The organism is Paenibacillus sp. 1-18 (assembly GCF_000520755.1).
Lineage (GTDB): Bacteria > Bacillota > Bacilli > Paenibacillales > Paenibacillaceae > Paenibacillus > Paenibacillus brasilensis.
In genome coordinates this window covers 32,195-46,417 of record NZ_ASSB01000330.1, presented here as the reverse complement: position 1 = coordinate 46,417, position 14,223 = coordinate 32,195, and the positions used below count along the sequence as shown (strand labels likewise).

General features: G+C 47.2%; 14 protein-coding genes. All 14 read right to left on the bottom strand.

The window, feature by feature from the left end:
- Positions 1 to 3 precede the first annotated feature (3 nt).
- Positions 4 to 450, bottom strand: coding sequence for a dUTP diphosphatase (dut, locus tag L693_RS0121555; protein ID WP_025719868.1), 447 nt, complete (start codon positions 448 to 450; stop codon positions 4 to 6).
- Positions 434 to 1,693: a M16 family metallopeptidase gene (locus L693_RS0121550; protein WP_025719867.1), complete on the bottom strand. Its 1,260-nt coding sequence runs from the start codon at positions 1,691 to 1,693 to the stop codon at positions 434 to 436. Before L693_RS0121550 ends, dut begins: the two co-directional genes overlap by 17 nt.
- A 66-nt stretch (positions 1,694 to 1,759) precedes the next feature.
- Entirely contained in the window at positions 1,760 to 2,764 is a 1,005-nt protein-coding gene (locus L693_RS0121545) for a polysaccharide deacetylase family protein (RefSeq protein ID WP_025719865.1), read from the bottom strand.
- A gap of 227 nt (positions 2,765 to 2,991) precedes the next feature.
- Complete coding sequence (pnp, locus tag L693_RS0121540) at positions 2,992 to 5,094, bottom strand: polyribonucleotide nucleotidyltransferase (protein ID WP_025719863.1); 2,103 nt, start codon at positions 5,092 to 5,094, stop codon at positions 2,992 to 2,994.
- A gap of 230 nt (positions 5,095 to 5,324) precedes the next feature.
- Positions 5,325 to 5,594, bottom strand: coding sequence for a 30S ribosomal protein S15 (gene rpsO / locus L693_RS0121535; RefSeq protein WP_007430074.1), 270 nt, complete (start codon positions 5,592 to 5,594; stop codon positions 5,325 to 5,327).
- A 132-nt stretch (positions 5,595 to 5,726) separates the two neighbouring features.
- Positions 5,727 to 6,665, bottom strand: coding sequence for a bifunctional riboflavin kinase/FAD synthetase (locus L693_RS0121530; protein ID WP_025719862.1), 939 nt, complete (start codon positions 6,663 to 6,665; stop codon positions 5,727 to 5,729).
- Between the two features lie 159 nt (positions 6,666 to 6,824).
- Positions 6,825 to 7,757 (bottom strand): tRNA pseudouridine(55) synthase TruB, encoded by a 933-nt coding sequence (gene truB, locus L693_RS0121525; RefSeq protein ID WP_025719860.1) that lies wholly within the window; start codon positions 7,755 to 7,757, stop codon positions 6,825 to 6,827.
- Positions 7,754 to 8,731, bottom strand: a complete 978-nt coding sequence (locus L693_RS0121520) for a DHH family phosphoesterase (RefSeq protein WP_025719858.1) — start codon at positions 8,729 to 8,731, stop codon at positions 7,754 to 7,756. The genes truB and L693_RS0121520 overlap by 4 nt, the downstream gene beginning before the upstream one ends.
- 51 nt (positions 8,732 to 8,782) lie before the next feature.
- Positions 8,783 to 9,133 (bottom strand): 30S ribosome-binding factor RbfA, encoded by a 351-nt coding sequence (gene rbfA, locus L693_RS0121515; RefSeq protein WP_025719857.1) that lies wholly within the window; start codon positions 9,131 to 9,133, stop codon positions 8,783 to 8,785.
- Positions 9,134 to 9,153: 20 nt separating this feature from the next.
- Entirely contained in the window at positions 9,154 to 11,724 is a 2,571-nt protein-coding gene (gene infB / locus L693_RS0121510; protein ID WP_025719855.1) for a translation initiation factor IF-2, read from the bottom strand.
- On the bottom strand, positions 11,717 to 12,040 hold the full coding sequence (locus tag L693_RS0121505) for a L7Ae/L30e/S12e/Gadd45 family ribosomal protein (protein WP_007430068.1): 324 nt from the start codon (positions 12,038 to 12,040) through the stop codon (positions 11,717 to 11,719). Before L693_RS0121505 ends, infB begins: the two co-directional genes overlap by 8 nt.
- Positions 12,033 to 12,341, bottom strand: a complete 309-nt coding sequence (gene rnpM / locus L693_RS0121500; RefSeq protein WP_007430067.1) for an RNase P modulator RnpM — start codon at positions 12,339 to 12,341, stop codon at positions 12,033 to 12,035. Before rnpM ends, L693_RS0121505 begins: the two co-directional genes overlap by 8 nt.
- Positions 12,342 to 12,364: 23 nt before the next feature.
- On the bottom strand, positions 12,365 to 13,462 hold the full coding sequence (gene nusA / locus L693_RS0121495) for a transcription termination factor NusA (protein WP_007430066.1): 1,098 nt from the start codon (positions 13,460 to 13,462) through the stop codon (positions 12,365 to 12,367).
- A gap of 98 nt (positions 13,463 to 13,560) precedes the next feature.
- Positions 13,561 to 14,022 carry a ribosome maturation factor RimP gene (gene rimP, locus L693_RS0121490; RefSeq protein ID WP_025719853.1) on the bottom strand — a complete coding sequence of 154 codons (462 nt, stop codon included), beginning with the start codon at positions 14,020 to 14,022 and terminating at the stop codon, positions 13,561 to 13,563.
- Positions 14,023 to 14,223 lie beyond the last annotated feature (201 nt).

The following is a 14,223-nucleotide window of genomic DNA, read 5'->3' as shown; positions in this document are numbered from 1 at the left end:
GACTCAGCGTCCTGTATGGCCAAAGCCCCCAGCACCACGCACTGTCTCAGACAACTGGTCTACTTGTTTCAATTCCACCTCAGGTACAGCCTGAAATACCATTTGCGCAATTCGCTCATTACGTGTAATCGTGAACGATTCCTCGCCCAAATTAATAAGCAGTACCTTTATTTCCCCACGATAATCCGCATCTATCGTCCCCGGTGTGTTGAGACAGGTAATACCATGCTTGAGAGCTAGTCCACTACGCGGACGGATTTGTGCTTCCAGTCCCGCTGGCATCGCTATTGCAAATCCGGTTGGCACGAGGCAACGTTTGCCCGGCTCCAGCACCAGCTCCTCCTGTACCGCTGCATACAGGTCAAACCCGGATGCAAGCTCTGACATTTTACGAGGCAACTCAATATCTTCATTGCCCTCAAGTCTGTTAATTTCAACGTAAGTTAACAAAATAGTCCCTCCTCATATCCTTAACCGCTGAATCACTTGCTCCGACCATCGACAGAGCAAACGGCTCCGAGAACATCCGATCCAGCACCTTGTTCACATCATCAGCCGTCACTTGCTCAATATGTTCGATCATTTGATCCAGCGTGTAATGCCGGCCTAGCATCAACTCATTTTTTCCAAGACGGTTCATCCGGCTGCCTGTACCTTCAAGACTTAAAATCAAGCTTCCTTTTAACTGCTCCTTGCCTTTATGAAGCTCATTAGCGTCCAATCCGTTGATAGCCACATCCTGTAGCAGCTCCAGCGTCAAATCCAGCACGTCCTTCGTCTGCTTAGGGGCCGTCCCTGCATAGATCGTGAACAAGCCGCTATCTGCATGAGAGCTGTGATAGGAATAAACCGAATAAGCCAGCCCGCGCTTTTCCCGAATTTCTTGAAACAAACGTGAGCTCATGCCGCCGCCGATCGCATTATTCAGCAAGACCATAGCATACTGCAGTTCGTCGCCAGTTGCAAATCCGGGCAGGGACAAGCAAATGTGATTTTGCTCTGTCGCTTTCTCATGATACAGCAGCTCACCGTTAAACGCAGGCACTGTCAGCGGCGAAGCGGTGCCATGATTATCAAAGTGTCCAAAATGTTGCTCCAGCAATTCGATCAGTCGATCGTCCACATTGCCAGCTACACTGATAACTGTATTATCAATGGTATAATGCTCCTTCATATAGTGGCTGAGATGTGAACTATCCATAGCAAGCAGATGCCCTTCGGTTCCGAGAATTGGAAAAGCCAGTGGATGTTCACCATAAGCTGCCCGAGATACAAGATCATGCACCATATCATCCGGTGTGTCCTCATACATGGAGATTTCCTCAAGAATCACATTTTTCTCTCTTGCTAGTTCATCACGATCCAATTTGGAATGAAAGAACATATCAGACAACACATCGACCGCGATTGGCAGATGCTCATCCAGCACTTTTGCATAATAGCAGGTATATTCCTTCGAAGTGAACGCATTAACATTTCCTCCGATGGCGTCGAATTGCTCAGCAATTTCCTTTGCGCTGAAGCGCTCTGTTCCTTTGAAAAGCATGTGTTCAATAAAATGAGAAATACCGCTATTGTTCGGTGTTTCATTCCGGGAGCCGGTTTTAACCCAGATACCAAAAGAAACTGAACGCACGGTTGGAATTTTTTCAATGACCACTCTTAGGCCGTTTTTGAGTTGAATTCTTTCCACGATTGGCCCTCCTAAACTGAATTGCATACTTTGCCATAATGTTCAATCCTAACAGAAAAAAGACGTTCACTCAACCGGAGCAGGCAGCTGCCGATCAGGGGAAAGCGTCTGACTGACAGTTCCGAGCACGAGTCCCTTACTCCGAATCGCATGAATCATGCCTTTAAGAGCCGCCGCTGAGGAATCTGTCGGGTGCATCAATATCAGGGAGCCTGACTCAACCTTGCTGCTGATTTTATTAACCACCGATTCTGGTGACGGATGCTTCCAGTCTACGGTGTCCAATGTCCACAGCACGGTTTTGAGTCCGAGTTCTGCGGCCAGATCAACTGTTTGCTGATTAAAATCACCTGACGGCGGGGCAAACCAGTTGTTTTTCACGCCTAAAGTTTCTTGAAGCAGCACTTCCGTCTTCTGTATTTCTTGTGTGGCCCTTTCCCGACTCAGACGACTCATATCGGGGTGAGAGTAGGCATGATTCGAAAGCTCATGTCCTCTTTTTTGAATCTCCTTGGCGAGTTCAGGATTTTTTTTCAACCAGCTTCCATCCAGAAAAAACGTAGCCTTGACCTTTTCCTGATCCAGCGTATTCAGTATCGGCAAGATATACTCATTTCCCCAAGCCACATTGATCATGAAAGATACCATCGGCTTCTCGGGATTTCCCCTGTAAATTGGCACATTACCCAGCTGGTTCAAATGTACTTTGGGCGCCAATTGCCGATACACATACTGGATTGGGCGGTCTGGGGCCTTTATCGCTTTACGATAGGTCGCCTCCAGATCCACCTCCAGTCCGTTATAACCCGGAATAGCCTTCCATACTCTGTCGATCTTGGCATCAACTGGTTCCCGCCGCTGACGGGCTGCTTCAGTACGTAGTCGCTGCATAAGCGCATTATCAGGTAAAGCCGCAACCGCCATCGTTGTTACAGCCTCAGGCTCGTTAACTTCTGTACCTTGTCCGTCACGTAATTGACCAATGTAATCACGAACCCCGCTAAACTGCCCGATGATCAGCGTGATGGCCAAACTGGCTACAACCCACGCCGCTGTCTTTGCCCTTCTCATGGTCCCTTCATCCTCCCGCCCGTTTGTCCACATTGTATGCGGAGAGGACAAGAACTATGACGCAGTAAGCTTCTAGCAGCCCACTTCGGCACACTTGTGCATATGTATGAAAAAAGAGCCAGAAACGTAGCTCTGCCTCTTTCCAAAAGCTTAAATAATACTATCAAATCCCGTGTTCTGTAAAAAACGGATAGACTTTCTGTTACTGTGGTCCGCGGTATCAGAACCTAGGACTTTGCAGGAGCTTCAGCTGTCAGAACCGCCTTACGGGACAAATTGACACGGCCTTGCTGATCGATTTCAGTTACTTTCACCGTAATCGTATCTCCAATAGCAATTACATCCTCAACTTTGGCTACACGCTCAGTAGACAGTTGAGAAATATGCACCAGACCGTCCTTACCCGGTAAAATCTCGACGAATGCACCGAATTTTTCAATCCGTTTCACTGTACCGATGTAAATCTCTCCGACTACAACTTCCTTAACGATACCTTCAATAATGGAGCGCGCCTTTTCATTCATCTCTTGGTTTGTGGAAGCGATGAACACACGGCCATCTTGCTCGATATCAATTTTCACGCCGGTTTCTTCGATGATTTTGTTAATGATTTTACCACCCGCGCCAATAACATCACGGATTTTGTCTGGATTAATATGCATCGTCATAATTTTTGGAGCATACGGAGACAACTGCTCGCGTGGCTTTTGGATGGCTTCCATCATCTTGCTAAGAATGAACAAACGTCCTTCTCTAGCTTGCTTGAGCGCATCCTTCAAAATTTCACGGTCAATACCGTCAATTTTAATATCCATTTGAATAGCAGTTACACCTTCTGCTGTACCAGCCACTTTAAAGTCCATATCACCCAGATGATCTTCCATGCCTTGGATATCCGTAAGCACGGAAACATGATCTCCGTCCTTGATCAATCCCATAGCTACACCTGCAACCGGAGCCTTGATCGGTACACCTGCATCCATCATAGCCAGTGTGCTTGCGCAAATACTAGCTTGGGAGGTTGAACCGTTCGATTCCAGCACCTCGGAAACCAGACGGATGGTGTATGGAAACTCAGTTTCGGAAGGGATTACTTTGGAAAGCGCACGCTCCCCAAGAGCACCATGTCCAATTTCACGTCGACCCGGCGCACGCAAAGGACGAGCCTCACCTACGCTGAATGGAGGGAAATTGTAATGGTGCATGAAACGTTTCGTTTCTTCCAGATCAATCCCGTCCAGAATTTGTACGTCACCCAATGCGCCAAGTGTACAAACGCTAAGCGCTTGCGTTTGGCCACGTGTGAACAAGCCCGAGCCATGCGTACGTGGCAAAATGCTCGTGTCGCTTTCGATCGGACGAATTTCATCAAGCTTACGACCGTCAGGACGCACTTTATCATGCGTAATCAGACGACGAACTTCTTCTTTAACGATATCATAGAGAACTTCGCTCACGTCTTTCAGAAGCTCAGGCGTCTCTATGTATTGTGCTTCAAAGTGGGCAACTGTCTCTTCGTTAACTGCATCAATTGCCTCTTGACGGGCATGTTTTTCTGCAATTTTAACAGCTTCCACCAAACGTCCAGCTGCATAAGCACGTACTTCACTGTTCACTTTTTCATCAACAGTATGCAGCTTAACCTGCATTTTCTCTTTACCTGCCACTTGAACCAATTGTTCAATGACTGCGACAATGTTCTTAATCTCGTCATGGCCGAACATAATGGCTTCCAGCATGACTTCCTCTGGAATTTCGTCACCTTCAGCTTCTACCATCATGATGGCATCTTTCGTTCCGGCTACAACCAGGTACATATCGCTGGTATTCTGTTGGGCAATGTCCGGGTTAATCACGAATTGTCCGTTTACACGGCCTACAGCAACTCCACCAATCGGCCCGTTAAAAGGCACGTCCGAAATGCTAAGTGCCGCCGAGGTTCCGATCATTGCTGCAATTTCCGGCTCACAATCCTGATCAACACTCATCACCAGATTCAATACCTGTACGTCATTCCGGAAGCCTTCTGGAAACAATGGACGAATCGGACGGTCTGTCAAACGGCTGGATAAAATCGCTTTTTGACTTGGGCGTCCTTCACGTTTAATAAATCCACCTGGAATTTTCCCAACAGCATATAATCTTTCCTCATAGTTTACTGTCAGCGGAAAAAAGTCCAGATCTTTCGGTTCACGGGAAGCAGTCACGGTACAAAGCACAACTGTTTCTCCGTAGCTTACTTTAACTGCCGCATTGGCTTGTTTCGCAAGACGTCCTGTTTCCAGCACCAGCTTTCTTCCGCCGAGCTGCATTTCTACACGTTGCTCCATGGTATCCCTCCATTTCGTTCCATTGTAAAAGTTCTATACATATCCAGTATTTCCTGCGCAAGTCTTATTCATAAGAAATTCACATTCAAATAAGATATGTAATTTTAAAAAAGTTTCTCATTTCAAAAAAGACTCCCATTTCAAAAAAGAACCCGGCTGCTGTCCGCCGTCGCCTTAGCAGGGACAAGCGGTGAACAACCAGGCTTCTTTTCACATTACATGTCTGAAAATTAACGACGCAGTCCGAGACGTTCGATCAACGCACTGTAACGTTTAACATCAGTCTTCTTCAGGTAAGCCAAAAGCTTACGACGCTGACCGACCATTTTCAACAACCCGCGGCGGGAGTGATGGTCTTTCTTGTGCGAACGAAAGTGACTTTGCAAGTTGACGATGTTTTCAGTAAGGATAGCGATTTGTACCTCAGGTGATCCTGTATCGGATTCATGAGTTTTGTACTCCTCGATCAATTGCTGTTTACGCTCTTGAGTCAATGCCATCCTGTTCACCTCCTTCATTATAATCGCCACTAGCCTCGTAGCCGCCGGTGAAAGCGGACAACCAAGCTAAGGTTCATCGTTGTTTACACAACATAAGTCAGTATAACACAGCGCCTGTCTTATGTAAATAATTTAGCCCAACAGCTTTTTAGCTGTCTGTGCGTCATTGCCAATTTGACTGATCAGCTCATCCACTGAAGAGAATTTACGTTCAGGACGGATGTAATGATGAAGCTCAACCAGCACAGACTCCCCATAAATCTGCTGATCAAAATCAAATAGATGCACCTCAAACGACGGATTCAGCACGCCTTCATGAAAGGTAGGCTTGACTCCTACATTCATGACACCGCTTATCCAACGGTTGCCTACGAGTGCCCGTACAGCGTATACACCCTTGACCGGAATTACGTAAGTATCATCTAATTTGAGATTGGCGGTCGGAAATCCGATGGTACGACCCCGCTTCTCTCCATCCATAACAGTCCCCCGTATACGGTAAGGACGTCCCAACCAGCGAGACGCTTGTGTTAGATCCCCGGTCTGCAAAGCACGGCGAATGCCAGAGCTGCTCACCTTTTCCCCATCCAGTTCAAACGGGGGTACAGTGTGCACAGTCATCAGCTCCCCACCAAGCTTGCGAAGCGTATCCTCATGCCCTGCCCCTCGGTAGCCAAACCGAAAGTCAAAGCCCACTACTGCCGTTTGAATTTGCAAAGGAAGCAGTACATCTGTCATAAACGCCTCAGGACTGACCTTGGAAAAATCCTCGTTAAAGCTCATAATATAAAGAACATCCACACCCATTTCGGCCAAAATAGTCTGCTTGTCCGCAAGCGGTGTTAAATAACCTTCATAGTCACCTTTCTTCATGACTTCCTTTGGGTGAGGATGAAATGTCATGACAGAACCCGGCACTTTCTGTTCCCGAGCCAGCGAAACGGCTTGGTGTATGACGCTTGCGTGCCCCAGATGAAGACCGTCGAACTGACCAATCGCCGTGACCTGTGGACGCCCCCATTGCTGTAAAAGCTCATCGCTCAATGGATAAGACAACGAAACGGTAATCATATTCATTCACCTGCATTTCACATCATTTGACTAACTTCGTCAAAATTATAGCACAATTCGGGGTAAGAAAAACGTCTATCGACGTTACTTTCACAGAAGCGACCACGCCCAGCGGAAGCTTTTCTTGTAATTATAGAATTGTTCAGCTCCGCTGAAAATTTATAAAAAAACTTTAATTGGAGCAATTGCCCCTGATTCATCTCGTCCATATATACCTAAAAACGTTTTATCCTCTTTATACAAACGGAAGGGCTGGCTGTCGTCCACAGGTGGTGAAATCATACTCAGCGATAAACGTTGGCCTTGCAAAGCTGCAGTTGCCTTCGCTTCGGCCACCGTATGCTCAGGCATATAGTCAATCGCCTGATCGGTTGCAATAAGCCGCTCACCCAAACTGCCATCCGCTACGCAGCGCTCTATCTCTTCGAACGTCAGGCAATGTTCTGCGGAAATTCCCGCAGACATGGTTCGCTCCAGCTTGACCATCGTCGAAGGATATCCCAAGGCACGGCCAATATCAACACATAGTGTACGGATATATGTCCCTTTGGAGCATAAAGCACGGAAGGAAATGTCCACATATGATCCTGTCTGCGCAAATCCTGTCATTTCCAGCTCGTAAATATCTACTTCGCGGCTTTTGCGCTCTACGGTTTTGCCTTCTCGAGCCAGTTCATATAGACGTTTGCCATTCACTTTGAGTGCGGAATACATCGGCGGCACTTGAGAAATCGTACCAACAAAACGCTCCAGCGTCGCTTTGGCTTCCAGTTCCGTTACTTCTACCGGACGTTCACTTTCTTCAATAACTGTCCCCGTAAGATCTTCGGTATCGGTTGCAATGCCTAATCTCAGCATAGCCCGATACTCCTTGGGCCGCTCCTGCATGTATTCCACGACTCGGGTAGCACGTCCCAGACACAAGGGCAGCACACCGGTTACCTGCGGATCAAGCGTTCCGGTGTGTCCGATTCGCTTCATCCCCAGTAAACGACGAGCCTTCGCCACTACATCATGAGAGGTAAATCCAGCGGGTTTATAGACGGGCAGAACGCCTTCCCAACTTGCCTGTTCCTTCTTCAACGGGTTCATAGCTCGTCCTTCACCCGCCCTACAACGATCTTGATAATATCCTCCAGTTTGCCTTCTAGCCGGCAGCCCGCCGCACGAACATGGCCTCCGCCTCCAAACGACTGGGCTAACGCAGCTACATCAACACGGCCTGCCGATCTCATGCTGGCTTTAACCGCTTGTTCATTGATCACTTTAAAGAAAATGCCTACTTCAACGCCACGAATATTTCTTGGATAGTTAACAATCCCTTCCAAGTCCTCGTTCACAGCTCCGCACTCTTCCATATCCTCAGGTGTAACAACCACCCAGGCGACTTTACCATCCTCCGACATGGTGAGCGTCTGCAATGCCTTGGTCAGCACCTTCATTTGCGGGAATGTCATTTCTTCCAGCAAATTTTCAGACAAAGATGGACCATCTACACCATAAGTGAGCAACTGTGACACAATAGACATCACCTTTGGCGAAGTGTTGGAATACCGGAAGCCTCCTGTATCCGTCAGCAGTCCTGTATACACAGAAGTCGCTACTTCAACGTTCCACTTTACGGCAAAAATTTCCAGTAAATCAAAAAGGATTTCCGCTGTTGCTGCTGCATCCGACTTAATTACATTCACCGTACCATACGCATCATTCGTTGGATGATGATCAATATTCAGGATAACGGCATCTTCCGCAAAAAACTGTTCTGTCAAACCAACACGACGGTAGTCTGCACAATCCACGCAAATGATCCGGTTGTATTTCCGTTCTGGCGGTTGCTGGCTCATATCCATAATCTCATCGGCATGCCATAAAAAGTCCATGCGTTTGGGAATAGCTCCCTCATTCAACATGGTAAATTTCTTCCCCAGACATGAGAGAAGCCAGCCCACCGTTACGGTGGAGCTGACTGCGTCTCCGTCCGGCTGTACATGCGATACGATCAGGTAATCATCATGCTCCAGAATAAATTCCTTCGCTTGTTGAAGCGCCTGTTCATAGGTATGCATTGCCGTCTCCTTTACATTCAGTTCATGGTTTCTTCGGACCAACAGGAATTCCTATTTTTCGTCCTTGTCGATATCACTCAACAGCTTTTCAATTCGACTGCCGTAAGCAATAGATTCGTCAATTTTGAAAATCAGCTCAGGAACATGGCGAAGCCGTATCCGTTTGCCAAGTTCAGAACGAAGATAACCGTTCGCTTTGTCCAATGCCTTCAGGGAAGAAGTTTTTTGTTCTTCATCCCCAAGTACACTCAAGTATACTTTCGCCTGGGACAAATCGTTTGTGACATCGACACCCGTCACCGTAATAAAACCGATACGGGGGTCTTTTAATTCGGTTTGTATGAGTAGGCTTAGTTCCTTCTTAATTTGCTCGCCAACTCGACCTGTACGTATTTTAGCCATGGATGCTCACCTCTCTGCCGTTAGCGCTCCACTGTTTCCATGACGAACGCTTCAATAATGTCGGATTCCTTAACATCATTATAGCCATCAAGGGTAATACCACATTCGTAACCTTGGGCAACTTCTTTTGCGTCGTCCTTAAAGCGTTTCAGTGAGTCGATTTTGCCTTCGAAAATCACGATGCCGTCACGAATCAGACGTGCTTCTGCTGAACGGGTAATTTTACCGGACGTCACCATACAGCCAGCAATCGTACCGACTTTAGTAACTTTGAACACGTTACGTACTTCAGCGTGTCCGATCACATTTTCTTTATACTCAGGATCCAGCATGCCTTTCATAGCCTGCTCGATTTCTTCAATGACATTGTAAATAACGCGATGCAGACGAATGTCCACTTTTTCAGCTTCTGCTGTAGATTTGGCCTGATTATCTGGACGAACGTTAAAACCAATGACGATAGCATTGGAAGCCGCAGCCAAAATAATATCGGATTCGGTGATTGCACCTGCACCACTGTGAAGAATTTTTACGCGTACACCTTCAACTTCAATCTTGTTCAAGGAGCCCTTCAGCGCTTCGACAGAACCCTGTACATCACCTTTGATAATGACGTTCAGATCCTTCATCTCACCATCCTTGATGTGTTGGAACAGGTCATCCAGCGTTACGCGGGTGTTGCTGCCCAGATCGGACTGACGCTGCGTGATCGCACGTCTATCAGCGATAGCACGGGCTTTGCGCTCATCCTCAAACACCATGAACGGATCACCAGCAAGTGGAACTTCTGTCAAACCAGTAATTTCAACTGGTGTAGAAGGTCCAGCTTCCTTAAGACGACGACCTTTGTCGTTGACCATGGCACGTACACGCCCGAAGCAGTTCCCCGCTACGAAGGCATCGCCGACTTTCAGAGTACCGTTCTGCACGAGCACACGAGCTACAGAACCGCGCCCCTTATCCAACTCAGCCTCAATGATGGTACCGCGTGCCCGTTTGTCCGGATTCGCTTTGTATTCATTCACTTCAGCTACCAACAGAATCATTTCGAGCAGATCTTCCAGACCCATTCTTTGTTTCGCTGAGACGTTGACGAAAATAGTATCTCCGCCCCACTCTTCAGGTACCAACTCATATTCCGTCAACTCTTGCTTCACTTTATCCGGGTTCGCATCCGGTTTGTCAATCTTGTTCACAGCCACGATAATAGGCAGGCCTGCTGCTTTAGCATGGTTGATGGCTTCGACCGTCTGTGGCATAACACCGTCGTCAGCTGCAACCACGATAATCGTCATATCTGTAACTTGAGCACCACGAGCACGCATTGCAGTAAAGGCTTCGTGACCCGGTGTATCCAAGAAGGTGATTTTTTTACCGTTGATTTCAACCTGGTATGCACCGATATGCTGTGTAATACCACCGGCTTCGCCACCCGTTACATTCGTGGAGCGAATAGCATCCAGCAAAGTGGTTTTACCATGATCGACGTGACCCATGATTGTTACAACTGGTGGACGTGTTTTCAGATCCGCTGGATCATCATTTTCTTCCACAGTTTCAAAGCGATCTTCTTCCACCGGAATCTTCACTTCTACTTCAACGCCGAAATCTCCAGCCAGTAAAAGAATGGTATCCATATCCAATTCCTGGTTGATTGTCGCCATTGTTCCGAGCATAATCAGCTTTTTGATAACTTCTGACGCGTCCTTGTGAAGCAGCTTGGCTGTTTCGCCTACGGTCATCTCACCGCGCACAATAATTTTCTTAGGCGTGTTGTCGATCTTCTCACGACGCTCCTGCGGTTGGCCTTTACCACGGTTGTTAAATTTACCACCACGATTGTTACCACCGCGGTTATTACCACCACGGCCACCGTTACCACCGCGTCCTCCGCCTTGACGGTTATCATCGAAACGGCCTTGACCGGAACGGTTATTACCGTTACTGCTGCCTGTACGGTTGCCACCACCACTATTACGGTTCGCATTGCTGCTCCCCGTAGATGAAGATGTTCTTACTGCCGTACCACCCTGGCTACTTCCTTGAGAACGCGTACCTGTGCTACTAGTGGAACGCTGTTGTCCTCCTTGTTGTTGACCATTACTGCGGTTCTGGCTGCCTTGCTGACCACTCGGTTTATTCGTACTTTGCTGACTGCGGTTTTGACCGCCCTGCTGACTACCCTGCGCTCTTGGAGCACTGCTTCGATTACTGTTTTGGTTGTTGTTTGTCCTATTCATACTTACCTGCTTTTCCTGTTGATTTTTGGTTTGCTCAGTTGAATGATTACTGTTCTGACTTGAACCGGTCTGACTTGAAGCGGCCTGGCTTGAACCGGTTTGGCTTGAACGAGTCTGGTTCGAGCTTACTTGCGCCGTGTCTGCTCCACCTTGCTTGACCGCAGCATTGGATTTGATATTCTTAAAAAAGTTTTCCACTTTACCTACGGCATCATGTTCCATGACGCTCATATGGTTGTTCACGGGAATATCCAGCCGTTTAAGAATGGTGATAATTTCTTTGCTGCTCATGTTCAACGATTTGGCGTATTCGTATACCCGCACTTTGTCTTTGCTTTCTTGTTTACTCAATATACTCCACCTCCGACATTATCCCCGCATGTTTCATGATCAATTTCGCGAATCCTTGATCTGTCACAGCCAGCACCACCCGTTCAGGTTTGCCGATACTGCTTCCCAAGCTTTCCCGGTCAAATCCTATCAATAAGGGGATTTTGTACGTCCCGCATTTGTCGCGGAATTTCTTTTGAGTATTCATTGAAGCATCTTTCGCAAGAATGACCAGCTTGGCTTCTGAAGACCTGATCGCTTTATAAACGATCTCATCACCTGTTAGCAGCTTGCCAGCTCTCATGGCAAGACCCAATCCAGACAGCGCCTTATTCATCCTGCACGCTGCCTTGTGCCGCCAGGAATTCTTCCTCGACGGCAGCAAAATCACGACTTAGCTGCTCATAGATGTCAGGATGAACCGAGTGCTTCAATGCTCGATCCAGTGCCTTACTTTTTTGAGCCAGCTTGAAGCAGGCGGCTTTGCCGCACAAGTAAGCGCCGCGTCCTGACTTTTTACCGGTCAAGTCAATCAGCACTTCGTCTTCAGGGGTTTTGACGACACGGATCAACTGCTTCTTTGGCATCATTTCATGACAGGCCACACATTTGCGCAAAGGTATCTTTCTCTGTTTCATGCATTAACCCCCCTACACTCCGCTTAATCTACTGACACGGAATCCTGATGCATTTCATCGGTGGAAGTTCTTGGTCTGCCAAGCTCTTCCTCCGCCTGTGTTTCACTCTTAATATCAATTTTCCAGCCCGTAAGCTTAGCAGCAAGACGAGCATTCTGCCCTTTGATGCCAATAGCCAGAGAAAGCTGATAATCCGGTACAATGACGCGTGCCATCTTTTCTTCTTCAAACACCTGTACTTCAAGTACTTTAGATGGGCTTAACGCATTAGCAACGTATTCGTCAACGTTATCGGAATAGCGCACAATGTCGATTTTTTCACCACGCAGCTCATTCACAATAGTTTGTACCCGTGTTCCTCTAGGTCCTACACAGGAGCCTACCGGATCAACCTCTTCATTGCGGGAATGAACCGCGATTTTAGAACGGAAGCCTGCTTCACGCGCTACAGAACGAATCTCTACAACACCGTCAAAAATTTCAGGCACTTCGAGTTCAAACAGACGCTTTAGCAGACCCGGATGTGAGCGGGACAGCATAATTTGCGGCCCTTTGGTTGTGTTCTCTACCTTGGTAATATAAGCCTTGATTCGATCCAGATGATTAAATTTCTCATTCGGCATCAGCTCGCTCAACGGCAGAACCGCTTCTACCTTGCCCAAATCAATATAAATATTGCGCGGGTCTTGGCGCTGTACGGTTCCTGTTACAATATCTTCTTCCTTGTCCACAAACTTGTTGTAGATCAATCCCCGTTCCGCTTCGCGGATGCGCTGGGTCACGACCTGCTTCGCTGTTTGTGCAGCAATCCGTCCAAAATCACGTGGTGTAACTTCAATTTCAGCGATATCCTCCAACTGAAAATGCGGATTAATTTCACGAGCCGCCGGCAACGAAATCTCGGTGCGAGGGTCCAGAACCTCCTCAACAATCAGCTTGCGTGCATATACCTTAATGACTCCCGAGTTGCGGTTCATATCAACACGCACGTTCTGTGCAGTGTTGAAATTCCGTTTGTAGCTGGAAATCAAGGCTGCTTCAATGGCCTCAAACAGCACATCCTTGCTGATCCCCTTTTCTCTTTCCAACTCGTTCATTGCTTCAATAAAATCCATACTCATGGATTACTGCTCCCCCTTTCAAATGATGGCACCTGTGTCCTGGTCAGCACACGAGGTATAAAACATGAAGATGTCAAACAGCAACAATCAAATCCGAATTAAAATATGATCGCGAGCCTTGCACCAGCTACCTTTTCATAAGGTATGGCATGCTTCTTTTGTCCGCTTTGAACGGTAAGCTCTCCATCCTCAAAAGAAAGCAGACGACCTTCAAATTCCTTCAGGCCGTTGATCGGCTCGTATGTAGTAACAAATACATTTTTGCCTACCGCTTTAGCAACGTCCTCCGCTTTTTTCAGCGGTCTTTCGGCGCCTGGTGAAGATACCTCCAGAAAATATGCTGTAGAAACCGGATCATTCTCATCCAGCTTTTGGCCCAGATACTCACTGATCATACTACAGTCGTCCAGATCAATTCCTCCGTCTTTGTCTACAAAAACGCGAAGAAACCAATTGCTGCCCTCTTTAACATACTCGACATCGACCAGTTCAAAGCCATGCTCATCGAGATAAGGTTGGGCCATTTCTTCTACTGCTGATTTGATCTTTGGTGTGCTCAAAGATTATAACCTCCAAAAGTAAACTTTCCTGTGGTGAAAAAAGACGCCCCATTACTATGGACAATGCTTCTTCATCACCGGCATTTTCCATTTTTATTTGATGTAATGTTCATTTCGGGCTCACTGCAAATAAACCGGCGTACCGGTTTTGGCCCAAAAATAACGTTTTCACGTTGTAACTGTATATCAAACAGTAAAGAG